The organism is Agrobacterium sp. 33MFTa1.1, from assembly GCF_004328495.1.
Classification (GTDB): Bacteria; Pseudomonadota; Alphaproteobacteria; order Rhizobiales; family Rhizobiaceae; genus Agrobacterium; species Agrobacterium pusense.
The window spans coordinates 2228625-2250204 of sequence record NZ_CP036358.1; the positions used below are offsets into that span (position 1 = coordinate 2228625).

A 21580-nucleotide genomic window follows, 5' to 3' on the forward strand; every position below is an offset into this window, starting at 1 on the left:
TTCCCGCTGGCGTTATGACACGGTCATGACAGCAGGAAAAAGCCCTTCTTTGCTAAAGTTCAAAGGAAACTTTGCGGATCGATATCCAGCTGAACATGCACGCTGCCGCGCTCTTTAGGGCCATTTGCCAGAAGCGTTTGCAGGAACGATTGCATGTCGGAGTTGCGTCGCCCGTGCACCAGCAACCGGAAGCGATGGCGGCCGCGGATGAGCGCGAGCGGCGCTTCCGCCGGGCCAAGCAGCATGATGCCGGTTACCTGCGGGGCCGCAGCCCGCAATCCACGCGCATGTGTCTCCGCCTCTGCGCGCGTATCGGCTGATACGATGATCGAGGCAAGCCGTCCGAAGGGCGGCAGGACAGCCTTTTCGCGCTCCACGATCTCCCTCTCGTAAAAAGCCGAGGCGTCACCGGAGACGATCGCCTGCATAACCGGATGCTGCGGCTGATAGGTCTGGAGCAGGCCATGACTCTTGCGCCCCGTCCGTCCGGCGCGACCCGTCACCTGCGAAAGCAGCTGGAAGGTTCGCTCCGCCGCACGCGGGTCGCCATTGGCAAGGCCGAGATCGGCATCGACGATGCCAACGAGCGTCATCAGCGGGAAGTTATGCCCCTTGGCGACGAGCTGCGTGCCGATGACGATATCCGCCTCGCCTTTGACGATCGCCTCCAGCTCCAACCGCAACCGCTTGACGCCCATGAGATCGGAAGAGAGCACGATGGTGCGGGCATCGGGGAAATGTTTCTCCACCTCTTCGGCGATGCGCTCAACCCCCGGCCCGCAGGCCACGAGATGATCGAAGGTGCCGCATTCCGGGCAATGGTCGGGCGTCGGCTCGTTATGGCCGCACTGATGGCACTGCAACTGATTGCGGAAACGATGCTCCACCAGCCAGCTGGAACATTGTGGGCACTGAAAACGATGGCCGCAGACGCGGCACAGCGTCAGCGGCGCATAACCGCGTCGATTGAGGAACAGCAGCGCCTGCTCGCCCTTCTCGATCGTCTTGCCGATTCCGCGCAGCAGAACGGGTGACAGAAACCCTCCCCTTTCCGGCGGATGGCGGCGCATATCGACAAGATGCAGATCGGGCATTGCCGCATCGCCGAAACGCGTATGCAGGTGAATGGTGTTGTAACGCCCCGAACTGCCGTTGACTTGGCTTTCCACCGAAGGCGTGGCCGAAACCAGCACGACGGGGAATTCGGCGATACGCGCCCTCACCACCGCCATGTCGCGGGCATTATAGAAGACACGATCTTCCTGCTTGTAAGCGGGGTCGTGCTCCTCATCGACAATAATAAGACCAAGATTGTCGAACGGCAGGAAAAGCGCCGAACGTGCCCCAGCCACCACCTTCACCTCGCCGGTCACTGCCTGCCGCCAGACCTTTTCGCGCATACGCGGCGACAGGTCCGAATGCCATTCGGCCGGCTTGGCGCCGAAACGATCCTGGAAACGCTCCAGAAACGCCGCCGTCAACGCGATTTCGGGCAGCAGGATGAGGACCTGCTTGCCTTGCCTGAGCGTCTCGGCCACGGCCTCGAAATAGACCTCGGTCTTGCCGGAGCCGGTCACGCCATCGATCAGGGAAACATGAAATCCACCCTTGCGCACATCCTCGAGAATCTCCGATGCCGCCTGTCTCTGAGGGCCTTCCAGACGCGGCTCGACATAATCGGGGTCAGGCTCGGGCACCACTGGCGGCGCGGGCAGGAATATCGTCTCGAACACGCCCTGTTTGACAAGCCCGTCGATGACGCTTGTCGAAACACCTGCAGCGTGGGCAAGCCCGCTCTTCGTCCAGCCGTGCGCTTCGGCCGCCAGCTCCATCACCCGTTCGCGGGCGGGGGTCAGGCGCTCCGGCCTACCTTCGGTCAGCCGCAGCCCCTCGATCATCGGTTCGGGATCGAAAGCGGCGGGCGCACGCAACGCCATGCGTGCCACGAGGCCGGGCGGAGAAAGCGTATAGGCGGCGACCCAGTCCACGAAGCGGCGCATTTCCGTCTTCATAGGCGGGCACTCGAAACTCTTGGTAATGGGCCGCAACTTCTTCGGATCGACAGCTTTCTCCCCGGTTTCGTCCCACACCACGCCGAACACCTGCCGGGGGCCAAGCGGCACCTGAACGACGGAACCAGTTTCCACCACCATATCTTCAGGCACGGCGTAGCTATAGGGCCCGGGTGCCGGCATGGGCACAAGAACGGGCACCGTGCGCGTGGGCGACGGCGGGTCGAACAGAGCCCCAAACAGATCGGACGAATCTTTTGCCATGATGTGGCGACCATGCCCCGGCGACAGGAAAAAGGAAACCGCCCGGATGTAGTGGCCGCGTCACGCAAAGTCCACCTCTTAACCAAATGTTGACCATAAGCGCATAGTTTCGAATTGTGGAATGGAGCGCCGCGTGACCGAAATCCTGACATTTGCCGAACCCGACCTGCTCGCCGAGCGCCAAGCCTGGCTGAAGGCGCTTGCAGGCGAGCGCCGCCTCTCCGACAACACCGTCGAGGCCTATGAGCGCGATACGCGTCAGTTCCTGACGTTCCTGACCGGCTACATCGGCAAACCAGCCTCCATAATCGATATTGCCGATCTGCGCCCCGTTGATCTTCGCGCCTTTCTGGCCAATAGACGCAAGGAGGGCGCCGGCGCGCGGTCGCTTGGGCGGCATCTGGCGGGCCTGCGCTCGCTACTGCACCACCTGCAGAAAAAGGGACTCGTCAATGCCGCCGGCGCCACCGCAATGCGCGCGCCAAAACAGCCGAAATCTCTGCCAAAGCCGCTGACCGACCGTCAGGCGCTGAAGATCACCACGGCCGAGGCACAGTTGAACGAAGAACCCTGGATTGCCGCCCGCAACGCTGCGGTCCTGTCGCTGCTTTACGGCTGTGGCCTGCGCATTTCCGAGGCACTGGGTCTTACCCCGGCCGATTTCCCACCCGGCGCGCGCAGCCTGCGCATCACCGGCAAGGGCAACAAGACGCGGATCGTGCCGCTGCTCGCAGTGGTGACGGAAGCGGTCGATACATACAAAAAGCTCTGCCCCTATGCCCTGTCGGCGGACGAACCGATGTTCCTCGGGGCACGCGGCGGCAAGCTTCAGCCTGCCATCATCCAGCGTGAAATGCAGAAGCTGCGCGGCGCTTTCGGCCTGCCGGAAAACGCCACCCCGCATGCGTTGCGCCATTCCTTCGCCACCCATCTTCTGGCCGGCGGTGGGGATCTGCGCACCATTCAGGAACTGCTCGGCCATGCCAGCCTCTCCACCACACAGGTCTATACCGGCGTCGATACGGCGAGACTGTTGGAGATCTACGACAACGCTCACCCACGTGCATGATGCAGGAAAATGGTTAACCATAGGCATTAACCAGACGTCCAAACCGCCGTTCTATAAGCGAAAAAGAACCGGATTGGACCGATGCACAGCCTGATAAAGCCTCAAAATCTCACCGCCACGCTGATGGGCAAGACCGGCGACGCGCTGCTCTGGCTGCTGGCCGCCCTGCATGTCACCGCCGTTGCCATCCTGCTCGTGACTCTACTGTCGCTCAGCCAGGCGGAAGCCGCCGAGCAGACGATCACCTGCGCGGGCAGCGACATTCTCGTTGACATGCGCAAGACCGATCCTGAAGCCTTCGCCAAGATCGAACAGGAAGCGGCAGCGATCCCGAACGGCAAGGGCAATTTCTGGCGCATCGAAAAGGCAGATACGGCCCCATCCTATCTTCTCGGCACCATGCATGTGACCGATCCGCGCGTTCTAGAGATGCCGGCCGCCGCCAGCGCCGCCTTTGAGAAGGCAGCGACTGTCATCGTGGAATCGGACGAGATCCTTGATGACAAGAAAATAGCGGCATCCCTGCTGGGCAAGCCCGAACTCACCATGTTTCTGGACGGCAAATCGATCACCGACATCCTGCCGCCCGACAATGTCGCGCGCCTTGAAAAGGGCCTGAAGGAGCGCGGCATTCCACTCAATGCCGTGTCGCGCATGAAGCCCTGGATGCTCTCGAGCTTCGTTGCCCTTCCCGCCTGCGAGTTTGCCCGCAAGGCAACGGGCCTTTCCTTTCTCGACAAGAAGCTTGCCGAAGATGCGGTTGCGAACGGAAAGCGCCTCGTCGGGCTGGAGACCATGGTCGAACAACTGACAGCCATGTCCGAACTGCCGATGGAATTTCATCTGCAGGCGCTTATCGAAACGCTTGAGCTTGGCGACCGCATGGATGACGTGATGACGACCATGACCGATCTTTACGTCGCGGGCGACATCGGCATGACCATGCCGATGCTGAAAAGTCTGGATCCCAAGAAGGCCGCCGACAACGATAAAGGCTACGCCGCTTTCGAACAGCGCATCATCACCGATCGCAACCATGTGATGGCGGACCGCTCCACCAATGAGCTTGCCAAGGGTAATGTCTTCATGGCCGTCGGCGCGCTGCACCTGCCGGGCGAAGGAGGCCTCGTGGAACTGCTGCGCGCGAAAGGCTTCACGCTGACGCGGGTTGAGTGACCGGAACAGTTCCTGTTTCGACGGGCCGGATAGAGGCGCAGAACGGTCGCATCGTCGCAGGCACGATGCGGCGGTGAAACGGACCAACGAGAAGAAGATAAAACCGACCGAACAGGTTCTTGCGCCGGACAATGGTGGTGACGCTCGCCAGCTGGCGGTCTGCCGCATCTTCGAGATCGATGACGATGCGAAAATCGAGGTGGCGGTCATCAAAGCCGAGGACTGTTCGCTCTGGCGTGGAGGTGATGACCGGGAACCCGCCCGCCGAACTGCCCGCCGCCAGCTCGACCGTTTTTAAACCAACCATCGAAACGATACCGTTTCGAAGCGACATCAGGCCGCTGATCCATGCCGGAGGATGCTCCAGAAAAAGCCTGCTCATATCGAGCGATGACGTTACCGGCGTTGTCAATTCACCCTGAAAGCAATCGTACCAATCGGCACGTGGCAATATATCTTCAATATTTGGCATTTTTGATCCCCAGCCACTCCTTTGCAACAAGGGAAACATGCCGTTTTTACGCGGCAGGGGGAACGTGACAAACCGCCGCTCAGCCGTGTGTCATGCGCCGGAGGAGATTGGTGCGCCAATAGAACTGGTGAACAAGGACAGCCGCGACATGGCCCGCGATCAAAACCCACATCAGCACCTTGAACGGGCCGGAGTGCAGCTCTCCTGCCGCGCCTACGCCAAAGTAATAGGCGGCGATGCCGGAGAGTGGCAGGATGAAGAACAGCGCGTAAAGCGTAAAATGCGCCATCTTGGCGGCAATATGCGCGAAACGCGGCTCTTCAGGCGGATGTGACGGAACGCCCTGGATCAACCGCAGACAGAGGCGCAGTACCGCAAGAAACAGCACGGCGAAGCCGACATAGGCATGGATATTGGCAGAAGAAATCTGATCTGGCGTCACTGTTTCACCCCGCCGCATCAGCCGGTAGGCATGGGCCATGGCATCGGGAAACAAGAGGTTGAAGAAAATCAGAAGCGCCATTGTCCAATGGATGACACGCTGCGGAATGGAGAAGGAAACTTGAGTGGAATGCGCCATTTTATTGCCTTTTATCAAAAGGTTAGACAGGCTTTAGCGCGAGTATGAGAAACCCCGGCCTGCATGGCAAGCCGGGGTTCAGCAGATGACGGAAATTTAATATTCGAGCGTCGGGCTCAAATGCCGATCACATGTGGATCGGCTTGAAGAACGTTGCCAGCGCCGCTTCCTTCACGGCTTCCGACATGGTCGGGTGCGCATGGCAGGTACGGCCGAGATCTTCCGAGGAACCGCCAAACTCCATCAGTACGGTGATCTCGTGGATCATTTCGCCAGCGCCGAAGCCGACAATGTGACCGCCGAGAACCCGGTCGGTTTCCTTGTCGGCAAGGATCTTCACGAAACCATCCGTCACCTGCATGGCGCGGGCGCGGCCATTGGCGGTGAAGGGGAACTTGCCAACCTTGTAAGCGACGCCGGCGGCCTTGAGTTCCTCTTCGGTCTTGCCGACGGAAGCCACTTCCGGCTGCGTGTAAACGACTGCCGGAATGACGTCGTAATTCACGTGACCGCGCTGGCCGGCAAGGATTTCCGCAAGCGCAACACCCTCGTCTTCCGCTTTGTGCGCCAGCATCGGGCCCTTCACCACGTCGCCGATCGCATAGATGCCATCGACATTGGTCTTGTAGTGGCCGTCGATTTCAACGCGGCCACGGCTGTCGAGCACGACACCAGCTTCGGCAAGGCCGAGACCTTCGGTGTAGGGCTTGCGGCCGGTGGAGATCAGCACGACGTTTGCTTCCAGCGTTTCGGCAGCGCCGCCCTTGACCGGCTCGAACACGACCTTGGCGCCGGCAGCGGTTTTTTCAACAGCCGTTACCTTTGCGCCGAGCTTGAAATCGAGGCCCTGCTTGGCGAGCAGACGCTGCGCCTGCTTGGAAACCTCGGCATCCATGCCGCCGAGAATGTTGTCGAGATATTCGACGACGGTAACCTTGGCGCCGAGACGCGACCAGACCGAACCGAGTTCAAGGCCGATGACGCCGCCGCCGACAACGATCAGCTTTTCCGGAACCTTGGAGAGAGCGATTGCGCCGGTGGAGGACACGATGACGCTTTCATCGATATCAACCTGAACACCCGGAATGCCGGCAACGTCAGAACCCGTGGCGATGACGATATTCTTTGCTTCGATTTCCTGTGTCTCGCCCTTGTCGTTGGTGACGGAAACCTTGCCGGCCGACACAACCTTGCCGGTGCCCTGGAAAGCATCGATCTTGTTCTTCTTGAACAGGAAGGCAACGCCATCGACATTGGCCTTCACCACGCCGTCCTTGTGACCCATCATCTTTTCAAGGTTCAGCTTGGGCGCTGCAACTTCGATGCCGAGCGAGTCGACACCATGGGCAACATGTGCGAAGGTTTCGGACGCGTGCAGCAGCGCCTTGGAGGGAATGCAGCCGACATTGAGGCAGGTGCCGCCATAGGTCGCGCGCTTTTCGATGACAGCGACCTTGAGGCCCAGCTGCGCCGCCTTGACCGCGCAAACATAACCGCCGGGGCCGGTGCCGATTACAACTACATCATATGCCATGTTCTGGTTCCTGCTTTATAGGGGCAAGATATCGGATCATTGCCCAGCTTCCGTTTGACCTGAAACTCAGGCCGCTTTTTCCGTTGCGAGTTTTATACCGAGGGCGATGAAAACCACCCCGCTGGTGCGGTCGATCCATTGGCTGGCGCGCTGAAACGCGGCGCGCATTCGTGGTGTCGTCATGAACAGGCTGACGCCAACGAACCAAAGGATGAGGCAGCTTGCCATGACGAGACCGTATCCGAATTTGATGCCAACGGGCGTGTGGGCGTGAACCACCGTCGAAAAGATCGACAGGAAGAAAAACACCGGCTTGGGGTTGAGTGCATTGGCCGCAAAACCGAGCGTAAACGCCTTCAGCGCCGTCTGACTGCTTTTCGCCTGAACGCCTTCACCTTCGGCAGCGGGCAATTCGGTCTTGCCAGCGCGCAGCGCCTTGATGCCGATATAAATCAGATAGGCGACACCCAGCCATTTGACGATGTTGAAGAGATAGATCGACTGGGAAATGATCAGGCCAAGGCCGAGGATCGTATAGGTGACATGGAACATCAGCGATGTCCCGACGCCGAAGCTGGTGATGATGGCCTGCTTGCGCCCATGCACCATCGCCTGACGCATTACCATGGCGAGATCGGCGCCAGGCGACACGATCGCGAAGGAGAAAATCGCCATCAGGGATGCAAGTTCGATGAGATATTGATGCATCGTAAAGCAGCCTTCAGAACATCAGCACGAAAAACATGAGTGCCAGCCCGAGCATCGACCCCAGCCAGACGAAAGACCGTATATAGGGGACGCCCGCCAGATAGAGCGGAATGTAGATCACCCGGCAGATCAGCCAGATCCAGGCGCCAGTGAGCGCCAGACCGGCAGGATCACCCGCCATGATGACCCCGAAAGCGAGCGCCAGAAAAGCCGGGTATGTTTCCCGGAAATTCGCAGACGCGCGTGACGCACGGCCGGAAAGCCTGCCCTGCTGCTCTCGGCTGCCATCCCTCGGGCCGGCATTCCATTCAAGCCCGAATTCCTTGGTCGCCGTCATCCCCTGCAACATGACGTGCACGACGAGGAGAAGGACGCTCAGACCGACAAGCGGCAAAAAAGGCGAGGCGGCTAGAAATGTCGGCTGCACGTCTGCTCTCCCTGTTAGACTTCCAGCGGGACTTCACTTGAAGCCCCGCTGAAACGAAAAGCAAGAGCGATTAGAGATCAAGAACCAGACGTTCCGGATCCTCGAGGCTTTCCTTGACGCGAACGAGGAAGGTCACGGCTTCCTTGCCGTCAACGATACGGTGATCGTAGGAGAGCGCCAGATACATCATCGGGCGAATGACGACCTGACCGCCGATGGCGACCGGACGCTCCTGGATCTTGTGCATGCCGAGAATACCCGACTGCGGTGCATTGAGGATTGGCGAAGACATCAGCGAGCCGTAAACGCCACCATTGGTGATGGTGAAGGTGCCGCCCTGCATGTCGGCCATGCCGAGCGAACCATCGCGCGCCGCCTTCGCAAGACGGCCGAGTTCCTTTTCGACGCCGGCGATGGAAAGCTGGTCGGCATCGCGGATGACCGGAACGACAAGACCCTTGTCCGTGCCGACAGCCATGCCGACGTGACAATAGTTCTTGTAGATGATGTCCGTGCCGTCGATTTCGGCGTTGACGGCAGGCAGTTCCTTCAGCGCGTGGGTCACGGCCTTGGTGAAGAAGCCCATGAAGCCGAGCTTGACGCCATGCTTTTTCTCGAACACGTCCTTGTAACGGTTACGCAGGTCCATAACCGCGCTCATGTCCACTTCGTTGTATGTGGTGAGCATGGCGGCGGTGTTCTGCGCGTCCTTGAGGCGCTTGGCGATGGTCTGACGCAGGCGCGTCATCTTCACACGCTCTTCGCGAACCTGATCCTGTTCGGCGGAAACCGGACGCGGTGCAGCAGCAGGAGCCGGAGCGGCCGGAGCCGAAACGCCCTTGGCGACAGCAGCGAGCACATCACCCTTGAGCACCTGGCCACGCTTGCCGGAACCGTCGACCTGATCGGCAGACAGGTTGTTTTCAGCAAGCAGCTTGCCAGCGGCAGGTGCCGGCGGCATGGCGCTGGCGGCGGAAGCAGCGGGGGCCGGAGCGGCGGCCGCGGCAGCAGCAGGCTTTGCCGGTTCGGCAGCCGGTGCGGAGGTCGCAGCGCCGACAGCACCTTCGGCGATCTGGCCGAGAAGCGCGTCGAGCCCAACGGTCTCGCCGTTCTGCGCAACGATTTCAGTCAGAACGCCAGAGGCAGGCGCCGGGACTTCGACGGTAACCTTGTCGGTTTCCAGTTCAACGAGAGGTTCGTCGGCCTTGACGGTGTCGCCGACCTTCTTGAACCAGGTGCCGACGGTCGCTTCGCTGACGGATTCGCCGAGGGTTGGTACGCGGATTTCAGTGGCCATGATCTAGTTCCGTTATTCAGGTGTCTTTTTTGCGGGGCGATGCGGGAGAGTTCTCACTCTCCCAGCGCGTCTTCCAGGAACGCAGCAAGCTGCGCCAGATGCTTGGACATCAGGCCGGTCGCCGGAGAGGCGGCAGCCGGACGGCCCGTGTAACGGACCTTCTGGTACTTGGCGTCGATATGCGCCAGGACCCATTCCAGGTAAGGGTCGATAAACGACCACGCACCCATGTTCTTCGGCTCTTCCTGGCACCAGACCATCTCCGCATTGCGGAAGCGCGACAGCTCGTTGATGAGCGCCTTGGCCGGGAACGGATAGAGCTGTTCGATACGCAGCAGATAGATATCGTCGATGCCGCGCTTCTCACGTTCCTCCAGCAGATCATAATAGACCTTGCCCGTGCACATGACGACACGGCGGATTTTCGAATCCTTCTGCAGCTTGATCGGGCCGTCCTTAATGACTTCAGCATCGTCCCACAGGAGACGGTGGAAGGAGGACTCGCCTGCAAGCTCGGCCAGCGAAGAGGTCGCGCGCTTGTGACGCAGCAGCGACTTCGGCGTCATCAGGATCAGCGGCTTGCGGAAGTCGCGCTTCACCTGGCGGCGCAGGATGTGGAAATAGTTTGCCGGCGTCGTGCAGTTGGCAACCTGCATGTTGTCTTCCGCGCACATCTGCAGCCAGCGCTCCAGACGGGCGGACGAATGTTCCGGACCCTGGCCTTCGTAACCATGCGGCAGAAGGCAGACCAGACCGGACATGCGCAGCCACTTGCGTTCACCCGACGAGATGAACTGGTCGAACACCACCTGTGCGCCGTTGGCGAAGTCGCCGAACTGGGCTTCCCAGAGCGTCAGCGCATTCGGACGGGCGAGCGAGTAACCATATTCGAAACCAAGGACGGCTTCTTCCGAAAGCATCGAGTTGATGACTTCGTAACGGGCCTGCGTCGGCGCGAGGTTCGCGAGCGGGATGTAACGCTCTTCGGTTTCCTGATCGTAGAGAACCGAATGGCGCTGCGAGAAGGTGCCGCGTTCGCAATCCTGACCGGAGAGGCGGATCTTGTGGCCTTCGACGGCGAGCGAACCGAAAGCAAGCGCTTCCGCCATCGCCCAATCGATGCCTTCGCCGGTCTCGACCATCTGCGAGCGGTTTTCCATGAAACGCTGGATCGTTCGGTGGGCGTTGAAACCCTCGGGAATGGTCGACAGTTTCTTGCCGATTTCCTTCAGCTGCTTCATCGGCACGCCGGTCTTGCCGCGACGCTGCTCATCCGCATTGTCGGCGGCACGCAGGCCGGACCACTGACCGTCCAGCCAGTCGGCCTTGTTCGGCTTGTAGGACTGCCCCGCCTCGAATTCCTGCTCGAGATGGGCGCGCCAGTCGGCCTTCATCTTTTCGAATTCGCCTTCGCTGAGCAGGCCTTCGGCGATCAGACGGTCGGCATAGATGCGCGCGACGGTCTTGTGGCCGCGGATGACCTTGTACATCTTCGGCTGCGTGAACGCCGGCTCGTCGCCTTCGTTGTGGCCGAAGCGGCGGTAGCAGAACATGTCCACGACGACGGGCTTGTGGAACTTCATGCGGTATTCGGTGGCAACCTTGGCCGCATAGGTCACAGCTTCCGGATCGTCACCGTTGACGTGGAAGATCGGCGCTTCGATCATCTTGGCGACGTCGGACGGATAGGGCGACGAACGGGAGAAGGCCGGGTTCGTCGTAAAGCCGATCTGGTTGTTGATGATGAAGTGCATGGTACCGGCAACGCGGTGACCGCGCAGGCCGGAGAGGCCGAGAATTTCAGCAACCACGCCCTGGCCCGCAAAAGCGGCATCGCCGTGCAGAAGCAGCGGCAGAACCTTGGCGCGCTCGGAAAGCGGAATGACATCGCCTTCCCACACCTTGGCCAGCTGGTCCTGCTTGGCACGGGCCTTGCCCATGACGACAGGGTTGACGATTTCAAGATGCGACGGGTTGGCCGTCAGCGACAGGTGAACCTTGTTGCCGTCGAACTCGCGGTCGGAGGAGGCACCAAGGTGATACTTCACGTCACCCGAACCTTCGACGTCGTCTGGCTTGAACGAACCACCCTTGAACTCGTGGAATACGGCGCGGTGCGGCTTGCCCATGACGTTGGTCAGAACGTTCAGGCGGCCGCGGTGGGCCATGCCGAGAACGACTTCTTCGAGACCTTCCTGGCCGCCGCGCTTGATGATCTGCTCGAGCGCCGGGATCAGCGATTCACCGCCATCGAGGCCGAAACGCTTGGTGCCCTTGAAACGCACGTCGAGGAACTGCTCATAACCTTCGGCTTCGACCAGCTTTGACAGAATCGCCTTCTTGCCTTCGGCCGTGAAGGCAACGCCCTTGTCCGGACCTTCGATGCGCTCCTGAATCCAGGCCTTCTCTTCCGGGCTGGACATGTGCATGAATTCGACGCCGATAGTGGAGCAATAGGTGCGCTCCAGAATATCGATCATCTCGCGCACGGTCGCATATTCGAGGCCGAGCACGTTATCGATGAAAATCTTGCGGTCGTAATCGCTTTCTTCAAAGCCGTAGGACTTCGGCGAAAGCTCGTTATAGTCCTCGACGGCAACGGCAATACCGAGTGGATCGAGCTTGGCATGCAGGTGGCCGCGCATGCGGTAGGCGCGGATCATCATGATGGCGCGAACGCTGTCACGGGTCGCCTGCAGCACTTCGGCTTCGCTGACCGGCTTGCCGGTATCGGCGCTCTTGGCCTCAGCCTTTGCCTGAACCTTCTTTTCGATGGCCTTTTCGACCGTGGCCCAGTTGCCATCAAGTGCGGAAACCAGGTCGCCATTTGCCGGGATCGGCCAGTTGGCACGCTTCCAGGAGGCGCCCTTGGCCGCCTTCTTCACATCTTCCGGATTATCGGACAGTGCCTTGAAGAAGCTCTGCCACTCCGGCGACACGGAAGAGGGGTCCTCTTCGTACCGGGCATAGAGCTGCTCGATATAGGCTGCATTCGCGCCGTCCAGAAACGACGTGATCTGAAACTGCTCGTTCGCTTCTTGCCTTGCCATTGTGTTCTTGCGGACTTGTCCGTCCGCCTCCTCGATGCCGTTAGGGCCGTTCGACCGGCCTGCCGCTTTGATTATTGCTGTCTGCCGCCGGGGCGGTATGCCGTCTGTCTGTCTTCTTGCGGCATCGGGCAGCGCGAGCTTGAAGCCGCGCCGCCCGTTACCGGTTTCATGTGGTCTCAGCCCTTGAGGACTTCAACCAGCGTCTTGCCGAGGCGCGCCGGGGAAGGCGAAACCTTGATGCCCGCTGCTTCCATGGCAGCGATCTTGGATTCCGCATCGCCCTTGCCGCCGGAAACGACAGCGCCGGCGTGGCCCATGGTGCGGCCCTTCGGAGCCGTACGACCCGCGATGAAGCCGGCCATCGGCTTCTTGCGGCCCTTCTTGGCTTCGTCGATCAGGAACTGCGCCGCATCTTCTTCAGCCGAACCGCCAATTTCGCCGATCATGATGATCGACTGCGTGGCGTCGTCAGCGAGGAACATTTCCAAGACGTCGATGAACTCGGTGCCCTTGACCGGGTCGCCGCCGATGCCGACAGCCGTCGTCTGGCCGAGGCCTTCGTTGGAGGTCTGGAACACGGCTTCATAGGTCAGCGTGCCAGAGCGCGAAACGATACCGACCGAACCCTTGCGGAAAATGGAGCCCGGCATGATGCCGATCTTGCATTCTTCCGGCGTCAGGATGCCGGGGCAGTTCGGGCCGAGCAGCCGGGACTTCGAACGGTCGAGGCGAGCCTTGACGCGGACCATGTCCATGACCGGGATGCCTTCGGTGATGCAGGTGATGAACGGAATTTCCGCATCGATGGCTTCGATGATCGCGTCTGCTGCACCTGCCGGCGGAACATAGATCACGGATGCATCTGCACCGGTCTTTTCCTTGCCTTCGGCAACCGTTGCGAAGATCGGCAGGGTTTCGCCCTTGGAACCGGTCCAGGTTTCGCCACCCTTCTTCGGATGAATACCGCCGACCATCTGCGTGCCGTAATAGGCAAGCGCCTGTTCGGTGTGGAAGGTACCGGTCTTGCCGGTCAGACCCTGAACGAGGATCTTGGTGTCTTTATTAACGAGAATAGACATTATTTCCGGTCCCTCAATTAGCCGTTGATCGCCGCGACGATCTTCTTGGCTGCGTCGTCCAGATCGTCAGCAGCCGTAATCGCAAGGCCCGATTCGTTCAGAAGCTTCTTGCCAAGTTCGACATTGGTGCCTTCAAGGCGAACAACGAGCGGAACCTGCAGACCGACTTCCTTCACCGCGGCGATAACGCCCTCGGCAATGACATCGCACTTCATGATGCCACCGAAGATGTTGACGAGGATGCCCTCGACCTTCGGGTCGGCAGTGATGATCTTGAAAGCTGCCGCAACCTTCTCCTTGCCGGCGCCGCCGCCGACGTCGCAGAAGTTTGCCGGCTCTTTGCCGTAAAGCTTGATGATGTCCATCGTCGCCATGGCAAGGCCAGCGCCGTTGACCATGCAGCCGATGTTGCCGTCGAGGGCGACGTAAGCGAGGTCCCACTTGGAGGCTTCGATTTCCTTGGCGTCTTCTTCGGTTTCGTCGCGCAGCGCCTTGACGTCGTCATGGCGGAACATGGCGTTGCCATCGAAGGAAACTTTGGCGTCGAGAACGCGCAGATGGCCATTTTCCATGACGATCAGCGGGTTGATCTCGAGGAGAGCCATGTCCTTCTCGCTGAAGGCCTTGTAAAGGATCGGGAAGAGCGACTTGGCATCTTCGGCTGCAACGCCGTCAAGCTCAAGCGCCTTGGAGATCGCAGCAACGTCGGCATCGGAAACGCCCTTTTCAGGGTTGATGGCGATGGTGTGGATCTTTTCAGGCGTGTCGTGGGCGACGGCTTCGATGTCCATGCCGCCTTCAGTGGAAACCACGAAGGCAACCTGGCCGACCGAACGGTCTACCAACAGCGAGCAATAGAGTTCGCGAGCGATATCAGCGCCGTCTTCGATATAGAGACGGTTGACCTGCTTGCCGGCATCGCCCGTCTGCGCCGTTACCAGCGTGTTGCCGAGCATGTCCTTGGCGTGGGAAACGACTTCTTCAATGGACTTGGCCAGACGAACGCCGCCCTTGGCGTCCGGGCCGAGTTCCTTGAACTTGCCCTTGCCGCGGCCGCCAGCATGGATCTGGCTCTTGACGACATAGAGCGGGCCCGGAAGCTGCTTTGCGGCAGCTTCGGCTTCTTCGACCTTGAGAATGGCAACGCCTTCGGCAACCGGCGCGCCGTAGCCCTTCAGAAGAGCCTTGGCCTGATATTCGTGAATATTCATGGAATAATCCCTGTTTGGAACCGCTTGAAGTTGTTACTTCAGCGACGGAGCGATGTTGATGCAGGCTTCGCAGAGACCAGCGACAGCGCCGACGGACTTCTGGAAGGCAGCTTCTTCTTCCTTGTTGAGTTCGATCTCGATGATGCGCTCGATACCGCCTGCACCGATGATGGTGGGAACGCCGACATACATGTCGTCTACGCCATACTGGCCCGAAAGGTGGGCAGCGGCGGGCAGAACGCGCTTCTTGTCCTTGAGGTAGGATTCAGCCATCTCGATTGCCGAGGCAGCCGGGGCGTAATAGGCCGAGCCGGTCTTCAAGAGACCAACGATTTCGGCGCCGCCGTCACGGGTGCGCTGGATGATCTCTTCGAGACGCTCGGCCGTCAGCCAGCCCATCTTTACGAGATCGGTCAGCGGAACGCCAGCAACGGTGGAGTAACGGGCGAGCGGCACCATGGTGTCGCCGTGGCCGCCGAGAACGAAGGCGGTGACGTCTTCAACCGAAACGTTGAACTCTTCGGCGAGGAAGAGGCGGAAACGCGCGCTGTCGAGAACGCCGGCCATACCGACGACCTTGTTCTTCGGCAGGCCGGAGAACTTCTGCAGCGCCCAGACCATGGCGTCGAGCGGATTGGTGATGCAGATGACGAAAGCGTTCGGGGCATATTTCTTGATGCCGGCGCCGACCTGTTCCATGACCTTGAGGTTGATGCCGAGAAGATCGTCGCGGCTCATGCCGGGCTTGCGGGCAACACCAGCGGTGACGATGCAGACGTCAGCGCCTTCGATGGCAGCGTAATCGGATGCGCCGGTGAGCTTTGCATTGAAGCCTTCAACCGGGCCGGACTGGGCAATATCCAGGCCCTTGCCCTGCGGGATGCCGTCAGCAATATCGAAGAGGACGATATCGCCCAGTTCCTTCAGGCTGGCCAGATGCGCCAGCGTGCCGCCGATCATGCCAGAACCAATAAGTGCAATCTTTTTGCGAGCCATCGAATGCTTCCTCTTGAGCTTCAATTCAATTTCACCGCGCCAAACCGGCAGCCAAATTGTCGCACTCCGATTAGACCCATTGGCCAAAATAGGCAACAGATTCTTTTCTGCTGAGTATTTTCAATCGTTTAGATCAATATTTTCTTACGTAAACGTAAGAAAATGCGTCACGAAAGTGTCAAACTTTCTGCCGTTTTTCTTGATGAAGCGCCAGATAATCGGCGCTACGCATTTCAAACAGACGCGAGGCGGTGCGATCGAACTCGAAACCTTCCGTTCCCTTGCGTTTGCCGAGCAGGTCTTCCGGCATAGCGGCTGCCGACGCGAACAGCCTGACGCTGTGATCATAAAGCGCGTCGATGAGGATGATGAAACGCTTGGTTTCGTTCCGTTTGTCCGCGTTCAAAAATGGAATGTGGTCGATGAAGACCGTGTCGAAACGATTGGCGATGGCAAGGAAGTCGGAAGCCCCGAGCGGCTTCTCGCAAAGGTCGGAAAAGGAAAAACGCGCCACACGGCCGCTGGCGCGCGGCACCAGGATGGAACGACCCTTCATGGGTATCTCGGTTGGTGCAACAAGGTGCCCGCCGGTCATGTGCCGCCACGCCATATCCATCGCCTGATCGGCCGCGCCATCAAGCGGCGTCACATAGACCGGCAGGCTTTCCAGCTTCTCCATCCGATAATCGGTGGGACTGTCCAGCGTCACCACCTCCACATGCTTCTTCAGCAGCTCGACAAAGGGCAGGAACAGGCCGCGATTGAGACCATCCTTGTAGAGATTGTCCGGAACGACATTGGAGGTCGTCACCAATGTGCAGCCATTGGCGAAGAGCTCGCTGAATAGCCGCGCGAGGATCATCGCATCAGCAATATCCGTCACGGTAAATTCATCGAAACACAGGAGTTCGGCCTCCGCCAGAAGCTGGGCGGCGACAGGCGGAATCGGATCGGCCTGTTTGGTCTCGCCATTCTTCAGCTTCTGCCGGTGCGCATGCACACGATTATGCACATCCGCCATGAATTCATGAAAATGGCAACGCCGCTTGGAAGAAACGGGCGCCATTTCGTAAAACATGTCCATCAGCATCGTCTTGCCGCGGCCGACACTGCCATAGACATAAAGCCCTTTCACCGTCGTTGCTGGACCGGCCTTGCGTGCGAACATCCAGCCGAGCGCGCTCTTCTTCTTGGCAGGCTTGCGGGCCTTCAGATCGGCGAGAATTCTGTCGAGATGGGCCGCCACACCAAGCTGGGCGGCATCGGCCTGCAAGGTGCCAGCTGCCGTCAATGCGTTGAGCTGTTCAACGACACTATGATTGTAATCAGGCAATGGCTTCATGAAAAGACGCCCCGGTCGCGGATGCAGCACGGAACCCGCGACGAATGGAATGGCTTAGAGCAGAATGAACGTTCCGGCTGCACCGGAACGACTCATCGGCTGAGGCTGAGCGGCTGCCCGCTATTGGTCGTGCCGTCGAAGCGTGCGTCTGCGCTCTTGTAGACGCGGCCGATAGTGTCACCCGAGCGATTCTTGAAGACGACCATCTTGCCGGATACTTCCCAGGACCCCATCGCCGTCAGCTCGCCGGAGCAACCACGCGTGCCGCCACGCGATCCGCTGCCCAGGTTGGTGAGCGTCAGGAACATATCGCAATTGGCCCCGCCATTAGAAACGCGCCAGTTGCCGACCATGGATTCCTTGGTCACGTCGAGAGCTGTTGCCGGTGGAGCAGCGGATGCAACATTGGTGCCGCCGGGTGTCGCCGAAGCAGGCGCCGACGGGAACTGGCTGCCATTGGCACCACCGGGCGGCGGCAGGGCGCCAGACTGAACGGAGGGCACCGGCTGCGCCTGCAGGGGCGGCGTATAACCGGGATTGTTGCTGGCGTTGTTGTTGTAATCGTAGGAGGTACGTTGGCAACCGGCAAGGCTCATCACAACCGCAAGGCCCGTCACCACATATCTGAATTGCATATCAAGCTCCCGATTCTCTCGCTTCCGGAAAGACGATGACCAAACAAGAAGGCTGAATTATTACCAAAGCCTTATCTTGCGCAAGCGATGGCCGGGATAATTACCATTTCGGTCAATTTTTACCGAATTTTCCCACGCCGGGTTGAAAAAAGGGCCACGGTCGAGACCGCGGCCCGATAAATCTCTGCGGTCGGCGATTCGTCCTCAGACGCGGCGCTCAACCATCATCTTCTTGATTTCCGCAATCGCCTTGGCCGGGTTCAAGCCTTTCGGGCAAGCCTGCGCGCAGTTCATGATCGTATGGCAGCGGTAGAGACGGAACGGGTCCTCGAGATTGTCGAGACGCTCGCCGGTCGCCTCATCGCGGCTGTCGATCAGCCAGCGATAGGCCTGCAGCAGAACGGCCGGACCCAGATAACGGTCGCCATTCCACCAGTAGCTGGGACAGGACGTGGAGCAGCAGGCGCAGAGAATGCACTCATAAAGACCGTCCAGCTTCAGGCGATCCTCATGGCTCTGCTTCCATTCCTTGGCGGGTGTGGGCGAAACCGTCTTCAGCCAGGGCTCGATCGAGCGGTGCTGGGCGTAGAAGTTCGACAGGTCAGGAACAAGGTCCTTCACGACAGGCATATGCGGCAGCGGATAAACCTTCACCGTGCCGTTGATCTCGTCCATGCCCTTGGTGCAGGCGAGCGTATTGGTGCCGTCGATGTTCATCGCGCAGGAACCGCAGATGCCTTCGCGGCAGGAGCGGCGTAGCGTCAGCGTCGGGTCGATGTTGTTCTTGATGTAAAGAAGCGCATCGAGAACCATCGGTCCGCAATCATCGACATCAATATAGAAAGTGTCGATGCGCGGGTTCTGGCCGTCATCCGGGTTCCAGCGATAGACGCGGTATTCGCGCACATTCTTGGCACCATCCGGCTTCGGCCAGACCTTGCCTTCGTTGATCTGGGAATTCTTGGGGAGAGCAAGTTCAACCATATCCAGTTCCTCAAATCAGTAGACACGCGCCTTCGGCTCGATCTTTTTCGGATCGATGCCGTCGGCGATCAGGTCGGTGTGAACCGGGCGATAGTCGAGCTTCACGTCGCCTTCGGGGCTGACCCAGGCAAGCGTATGCTTGCGCCAGTTCACGTCGTCGCGACCACCGAACGGACCGTCGACGAAATCCTCGCGGGCATGCGAACCACGGCTTTCCTTGCGCGCTTCCGCGCCGTAGACCGTGGTGATGGCATTGGCCATGAGGTTATGCAACTCGAGCGTTTCGACCAGGTCGGAATTCCAGACCATCGAACGGTCGGTGACCTTGACGTCGGGCAGTTCCTTCCAGATCGCCGAGAGACGGCGGCAGCCGCTTTCGAGCGATTCCTGTGTGCGGAACACGGCCGCATCGTCCTGCATGGCGCGCTGCATCTTGTCGCGCAGCACCGCCGTCGGCGTCGAGCCGTTGGCATAACGCAGGCTGTCAAAGCGTTCCATGATCCTGTCGCAGGCAGCCGTATCGAGAGCGGGAATCGCCTCGTCACGATTAATGACCTGAGCGGCGCGGATGGCGGCGGCACGACCGAAGACCACGAGGTCGATCAGCGAGTTGGAGCCAAGACGGTTGGCGCCGTGAACCGAGGCGCAACCGGCTTCGCCGACCGCCATCAGGCCGGGCGCGATGCGTTCCGGGTTGTTGGCATCGGCATTCAGCACTTCACCCCAATAGTTGGTCGGAATGCCGCCCATGTTGTAGTGAACCGTCGGCAGGACCGGGATCGGCTCCCGGGTCACGTCAACGCCGGCGAAGATCTTGGCGCTTTCGGAAATACCCGGAAGACGCTCATGCAGGATCGCAGGATCGAGATGATCGAGATGCAGGAAGATGTGGTCCTTGTTCTTGCCGACGCCGCGGCCTTCACGGATTTCCATCGTCATGCAGCGGGAGACAACGTCACGCGAGGCAAGGTCCTTTGCCGAAGGTGCATAACGCTCCATGAAGCGTTCGCCTTCGGAGTTGACGAGATAGCCGCCTTCGCCGCGCGCGCCTTCGGTGATGAGGCAGCCCGCGCCATAAATACCGGTCGGGTGGAACTGCACGAATTCCATGTCCTGAAGCGGCAGGCCCGCACGGGCGATCATGCCGCCGCCGTCGCCGGTGCAGGTGTGGGCAGACGTCGCCGAGAAATAGGCGCGGCCGTAACCGCCGGTCGCCAGAACGACCATCTTGGCAGCGAAGCGGTGGATCGTGCCGTCATCGAGGTTCCAGGCAACGACGCCGGTGCAGCGGCCATCCGGCGCCATGATGAGGTCGAGCGCGAAATATTCGATGAAGAATTCCGCATTGTTGCGCAGCGACTGGCCATAAAGCGTGTGCAGAATGGCGTGACCGGTACGGTCGGCGGCGGCACAGGTGCGCTGCACCGGTGGGCCTTCACCGTAATTCTGCATGTGGCCGCCGAAGGGGCGCTGGTAGATCTTGCCTTCTTCGTTACGCGAGAAAGGCACGCCGTAATGCTCCAGCTCATAGACCGCCTTCGGCGCTTCCATGGCGAGATATTGCATCGCGTCGACATCGCCCAGCCAGTCGGAGCCCTTTACGGTGTCGTAAAGGTGCCACTGCCAACAGTCCGGCGTCATGTTGGTGAGCGATGCGGCGATGCCGCCCTGCGCTGCGACGGTGTGGGAGCGCGTCGGGAAAACCTTGGTGATGCAGGCGGTCTTGAAACCCTGTTCGGCCATGCCGAGTGTAGCGCGCAGACCGGCGCCGCCGGCGCCCACCACGATCACGTCATAGGAGTGATCGACATAGGTGTAGGCCTTGCCATTCTGGGAAGGTGAACTGATCGAAGCCATGACGAACTTATCCTACGAATGCGATTTTCAGGATGGCGAAGACAGACAGGCCACCGATGAGGATCGCGAAAAATGTATTCAGCATCAGAAGAACGAGCTTCGGAACTTCGGCGTGAATGTAGTCTTCGATGATGACCTGCATGCCGAGCTTCATGTGGATGAGACCGGAGACCAGCACCAGAGCCATGATGACAGCGACGAGCGGGTTGGAAAGCGCAGCGACGACTTCCGGATAGGGCGCGCCGGCATATTTGATCAGAAAGACAACGAAAAAGGTCAGCAACGGAATGTTCGAAACGGCCGTCAGGCGCTGGCGCCAGAAATGGTCGGTGCCTTCCTTGGCGGAGCCGAGACCGCGAACCTTCCCGAGAGGTGTACGCATATCCATGTAAGTATCTCCTCAGCGCACGATCAGGACGATGACCCAGATCAGCGCGGTCAGACAGATAGACGCCACGAAGGAGGCCTTTGCCAGCTTGGTGGTGAAGTGCTTCTCGAAGCCGTGCCCGAGGTCCCACATCAGGTGGCGCAGGCCGCCGATCATGTGGTGAACCAGCGCCCAGGTGTAGCCGACGAGAACGATCTTGCCGATGATGGTGCCCATCGCCCAGCTGACCCAGTCATAATAAGCTGGACCGGATGCCAGCGCGATAAGCCACCAGGCGACCAGAAGCGTACCGAAATAGAGCGCGCCGCCGGTTACGCGGTGGATGATGGAGGCCACCATCGTCGGAATCGGCTTGTAAATTTGAAGATGCGGCGACAGAGGCCGGTTATTTGTCACATTCGCCATCAGAACCTCGCGGCGTTTTCCCGTGCGTCCACAAGACAGGACGCCCCCAAGCAACAGCACATGACGAAAGAATGTGCATTGCACCAACCGCGAC

Annotated in this window: 19 protein-coding genes; 2 read left to right on the forward strand and 17 right to left on the reverse strand. The window is 59.8% G+C overall.

All coding sequences use genetic code 11. From position 1 onward, the window contains the following. Nucleotides 1–59: 59 nt before the first annotated feature. Nucleotides 60–2276: a primosomal protein N' gene (locus tag EYD00_RS11215; protein ID WP_004443777.1), complete on the reverse strand. Its 2217-nt coding sequence runs from the start codon at nucleotides 2274–2276 to the stop codon at nucleotides 60–62. Nucleotides 2277–2397: 121 nt separating this feature from the next. On the opposite strand from EYD00_RS11215, the gene EYD00_RS11220 reads away from it, so the two are divergent. Then, complete coding sequence (locus EYD00_RS11220) at nucleotides 2398–3345, forward strand: tyrosine recombinase XerC (RefSeq protein WP_081859601.1); 948 nt, start codon at nucleotides 2398–2400, stop codon at nucleotides 3343–3345. Between the two features lie 81 nt (nucleotides 3346–3426). Continuing rightward, nucleotides 3427–4521 carry a TraB/GumN family protein gene (locus tag EYD00_RS11225; protein WP_004443784.1) on the forward strand — a complete coding sequence of 365 codons (1095 nt, stop codon included), beginning with the start codon at nucleotides 3427–3429 and terminating at the stop codon, nucleotides 4519–4521. Here the strand turns inward: EYD00_RS11225 and EYD00_RS11230 are convergent. From EYD00_RS11230 to sdhC, 16 genes are all read right to left on the reverse strand, one after another. Continuing rightward, nucleotides 4499–4993, reverse strand: a complete 495-nt coding sequence (locus tag EYD00_RS11230) for a DUF2867 domain-containing protein (RefSeq protein ID WP_004443786.1) — start codon at nucleotides 4991–4993, stop codon at nucleotides 4499–4501. The genes EYD00_RS11225 and EYD00_RS11230 overlap by 23 nt on opposite strands. A gap of 79 nt (nucleotides 4994–5072) precedes the next feature. After that, nucleotides 5073–5573: a cytochrome b gene (locus EYD00_RS11235; RefSeq protein ID WP_004443788.1), complete on the reverse strand. Its 501-nt coding sequence runs from the start codon at nucleotides 5571–5573 to the stop codon at nucleotides 5073–5075. A gap of 127 nt (nucleotides 5574–5700) precedes the next feature. After that, nucleotides 5701–7107, reverse strand: coding sequence for a dihydrolipoyl dehydrogenase (gene lpdA, locus EYD00_RS11240; RefSeq protein WP_004443790.1), 1407 nt, complete (start codon nucleotides 7105–7107; stop codon nucleotides 5701–5703). Nucleotides 7108–7173: 66 nt separating this feature from the next. Beyond that, on the reverse strand, nucleotides 7174–7815 hold the full coding sequence (locus EYD00_RS11245; protein WP_004443793.1) for a LysE family translocator: 642 nt from the start codon (nucleotides 7813–7815) through the stop codon (nucleotides 7174–7176). A gap of 13 nt (nucleotides 7816–7828) precedes the next feature. Beyond that, nucleotides 7829–8242, reverse strand: a complete 414-nt coding sequence (locus tag EYD00_RS11250; protein WP_004443796.1) for an MAPEG family protein — start codon at nucleotides 8240–8242, stop codon at nucleotides 7829–7831. A gap of 70 nt (nucleotides 8243–8312) precedes the next feature. Further along, nucleotides 8313–9539: a 2-oxoglutarate dehydrogenase complex dihydrolipoyllysine-residue succinyltransferase gene (odhB, locus tag EYD00_RS11255; protein ID WP_004443800.1), complete on the reverse strand. Its 1227-nt coding sequence runs from the start codon at nucleotides 9537–9539 to the stop codon at nucleotides 8313–8315. A 53-nt stretch (nucleotides 9540–9592) separates the two neighbouring features. Then, complete coding sequence (locus EYD00_RS11260) at nucleotides 9593–12589, reverse strand: 2-oxoglutarate dehydrogenase E1 component (RefSeq protein WP_004443801.1); 2997 nt, start codon at nucleotides 12587–12589, stop codon at nucleotides 9593–9595. Nucleotides 12590–12765: 176 nt separating this feature from the next. Beyond that, nucleotides 12766–13668 carry a succinate--CoA ligase subunit alpha gene (gene sucD, locus EYD00_RS11265; RefSeq protein ID WP_004443802.1) on the reverse strand — a complete coding sequence of 301 codons (903 nt, stop codon included), beginning with the start codon at nucleotides 13666–13668 and terminating at the stop codon, nucleotides 12766–12768. Nucleotides 13669–13685: 17 nt separating this feature from the next. Further along, nucleotides 13686–14879: an ADP-forming succinate--CoA ligase subunit beta gene (gene sucC / locus EYD00_RS11270; protein WP_004443803.1), complete on the reverse strand. Its 1194-nt coding sequence runs from the start codon at nucleotides 14877–14879 to the stop codon at nucleotides 13686–13688. Between the two features lie 33 nt (nucleotides 14880–14912). Next, on the reverse strand, nucleotides 14913–15875 hold the full coding sequence (gene mdh / locus EYD00_RS11275) for a malate dehydrogenase (RefSeq protein ID WP_004443804.1): 963 nt from the start codon (nucleotides 15873–15875) through the stop codon (nucleotides 14913–14915). Between the two features lie 178 nt (nucleotides 15876–16053). Further along, entirely contained in the window at nucleotides 16054–17217 is a 1164-nt protein-coding gene (zapE, locus tag EYD00_RS11280) for a cell division protein ZapE (RefSeq protein WP_004443806.1), read from the reverse strand. Between the two features lie 92 nt (nucleotides 17218–17309). Beyond that, on the reverse strand, nucleotides 17310–17852 hold the full coding sequence (locus tag EYD00_RS11285; RefSeq protein WP_004443808.1) for a protease inhibitor Inh/omp19 family protein: 543 nt from the start codon (nucleotides 17850–17852) through the stop codon (nucleotides 17310–17312). A 204-nt stretch (nucleotides 17853–18056) separates the two neighbouring features. Next, nucleotides 18057–18836, reverse strand: a complete 780-nt coding sequence (locus EYD00_RS11290) for a succinate dehydrogenase iron-sulfur subunit (RefSeq protein ID WP_004443810.1) — start codon at nucleotides 18834–18836, stop codon at nucleotides 18057–18059. A gap of 15 nt (nucleotides 18837–18851) precedes the next feature. After that, on the reverse strand, nucleotides 18852–20693 hold the full coding sequence (gene sdhA, locus EYD00_RS11295) for a succinate dehydrogenase flavoprotein subunit (RefSeq protein ID WP_004443812.1): 1842 nt from the start codon (nucleotides 20691–20693) through the stop codon (nucleotides 18852–18854). Nucleotides 20694–20700: 7 nt separating this feature from the next. Then, nucleotides 20701–21081 carry a succinate dehydrogenase, hydrophobic membrane anchor protein gene (sdhD, locus tag EYD00_RS11300; RefSeq protein ID WP_004443814.1) on the reverse strand — a complete coding sequence of 127 codons (381 nt, stop codon included), beginning with the start codon at nucleotides 21079–21081 and terminating at the stop codon, nucleotides 20701–20703. A 12-nt stretch (nucleotides 21082–21093) separates the two neighbouring features. After that, nucleotides 21094–21486 carry a succinate dehydrogenase, cytochrome b556 subunit gene (sdhC, locus tag EYD00_RS11305; protein WP_004443817.1) on the reverse strand — a complete coding sequence of 131 codons (393 nt, stop codon included), beginning with the start codon at nucleotides 21484–21486 and terminating at the stop codon, nucleotides 21094–21096. Nucleotides 21487–21580: the final 94 nt, after the last annotated feature.

What these genes read in the sequence shown, in the direction of transcription:
- EYD00_RS11215 (WP_004443777.1), bottom strand. Translation starts at nt 2,276, where the DNA reads ATGGCAAAAGATTCGTCCGATCTGTTTGGGGCTCTGTTCGACCCGCCG.
- EYD00_RS11220 (WP_081859601.1), top strand. Translation starts at nt 2,398, where the DNA reads ATGGAGCGCCGCGTGACCGAAATCCTGACATTTGCCGAACCCGACCTG.
- EYD00_RS11225 (WP_004443784.1), top strand. Translation starts at nt 3,427, where the DNA reads ATGCACAGCCTGATAAAGCCTCAAAATCTCACCGCCACGCTGATGGGC.
- EYD00_RS11230 (WP_004443786.1), bottom strand. Translation starts at nt 4,993, where the DNA reads ATGCCAAATATTGAAGATATATTGCCACGTGCCGATTGGTACGATTGC.
- EYD00_RS11235 (WP_004443788.1), bottom strand. Translation starts at nt 5,573, where the DNA reads ATGGCGCATTCCACTCAAGTTTCCTTCTCCATTCCGCAGCGTGTCATC.
- lpdA (WP_004443790.1), bottom strand. Translation starts at nt 7,107, where the DNA reads ATGGCATATGATGTAGTTGTAATCGGCACCGGCCCCGGCGGTTATGTT.
- EYD00_RS11245 (WP_004443793.1), bottom strand. Translation starts at nt 7,815, where the DNA reads ATGCATCAATATCTCATCGAACTTGCATCCCTGATGGCGATTTTCTCC.
- odhB (WP_004443800.1), bottom strand. Translation starts at nt 9,539, where the DNA reads ATGGCCACTGAAATCCGCGTACCAACCCTCGGCGAATCCGTCAGCGAA.
- EYD00_RS11260 (WP_004443801.1), bottom strand. Translation starts at nt 12,589, where the DNA reads ATGGCAAGGCAAGAAGCGAACGAGCAGTTTCAGATCACGTCGTTTCTG.
- sucD (WP_004443802.1), bottom strand. Translation starts at nt 13,668, where the DNA reads ATGTCTATTCTCGTTAATAAAGACACCAAGATCCTCGTTCAGGGTCTG.
- sucC (WP_004443803.1), bottom strand. Translation starts at nt 14,879, where the DNA reads ATGAATATTCACGAATATCAGGCCAAGGCTCTTCTGAAGGGCTACGGC.
- mdh (WP_004443804.1), bottom strand. Translation starts at nt 15,875, where the DNA reads ATGGCTCGCAAAAAGATTGCACTTATTGGTTCTGGCATGATCGGCGGC.
- zapE (WP_004443806.1), bottom strand. Translation starts at nt 17,217, where the DNA reads ATGAAGCCATTGCCTGATTACAATCATAGTGTCGTTGAACAGCTCAAC.
- EYD00_RS11285 (WP_004443808.1), bottom strand. Translation starts at nt 17,852, where the DNA reads ATGCAATTCAGATATGTGGTGACGGGCCTTGCGGTTGTGATGAGCCTT.
- EYD00_RS11290 (WP_004443810.1), bottom strand. Translation starts at nt 18,836, where the DNA reads ATGGTTGAACTTGCTCTCCCCAAGAATTCCCAGATCAACGAAGGCAAG.
- sdhA (WP_004443812.1), bottom strand. Translation starts at nt 20,693, where the DNA reads ATGGCTTCGATCAGTTCACCTTCCCAGAATGGCAAGGCCTACACCTAT.
- sdhD (WP_004443814.1), bottom strand. Translation starts at nt 21,081, where the DNA reads ATGGATATGCGTACACCTCTCGGGAAGGTTCGCGGTCTCGGCTCCGCC.
- sdhC (WP_004443817.1), bottom strand. Translation starts at nt 21,486, where the DNA reads ATGGCGAATGTGACAAATAACCGGCCTCTGTCGCCGCATCTTCAAATT.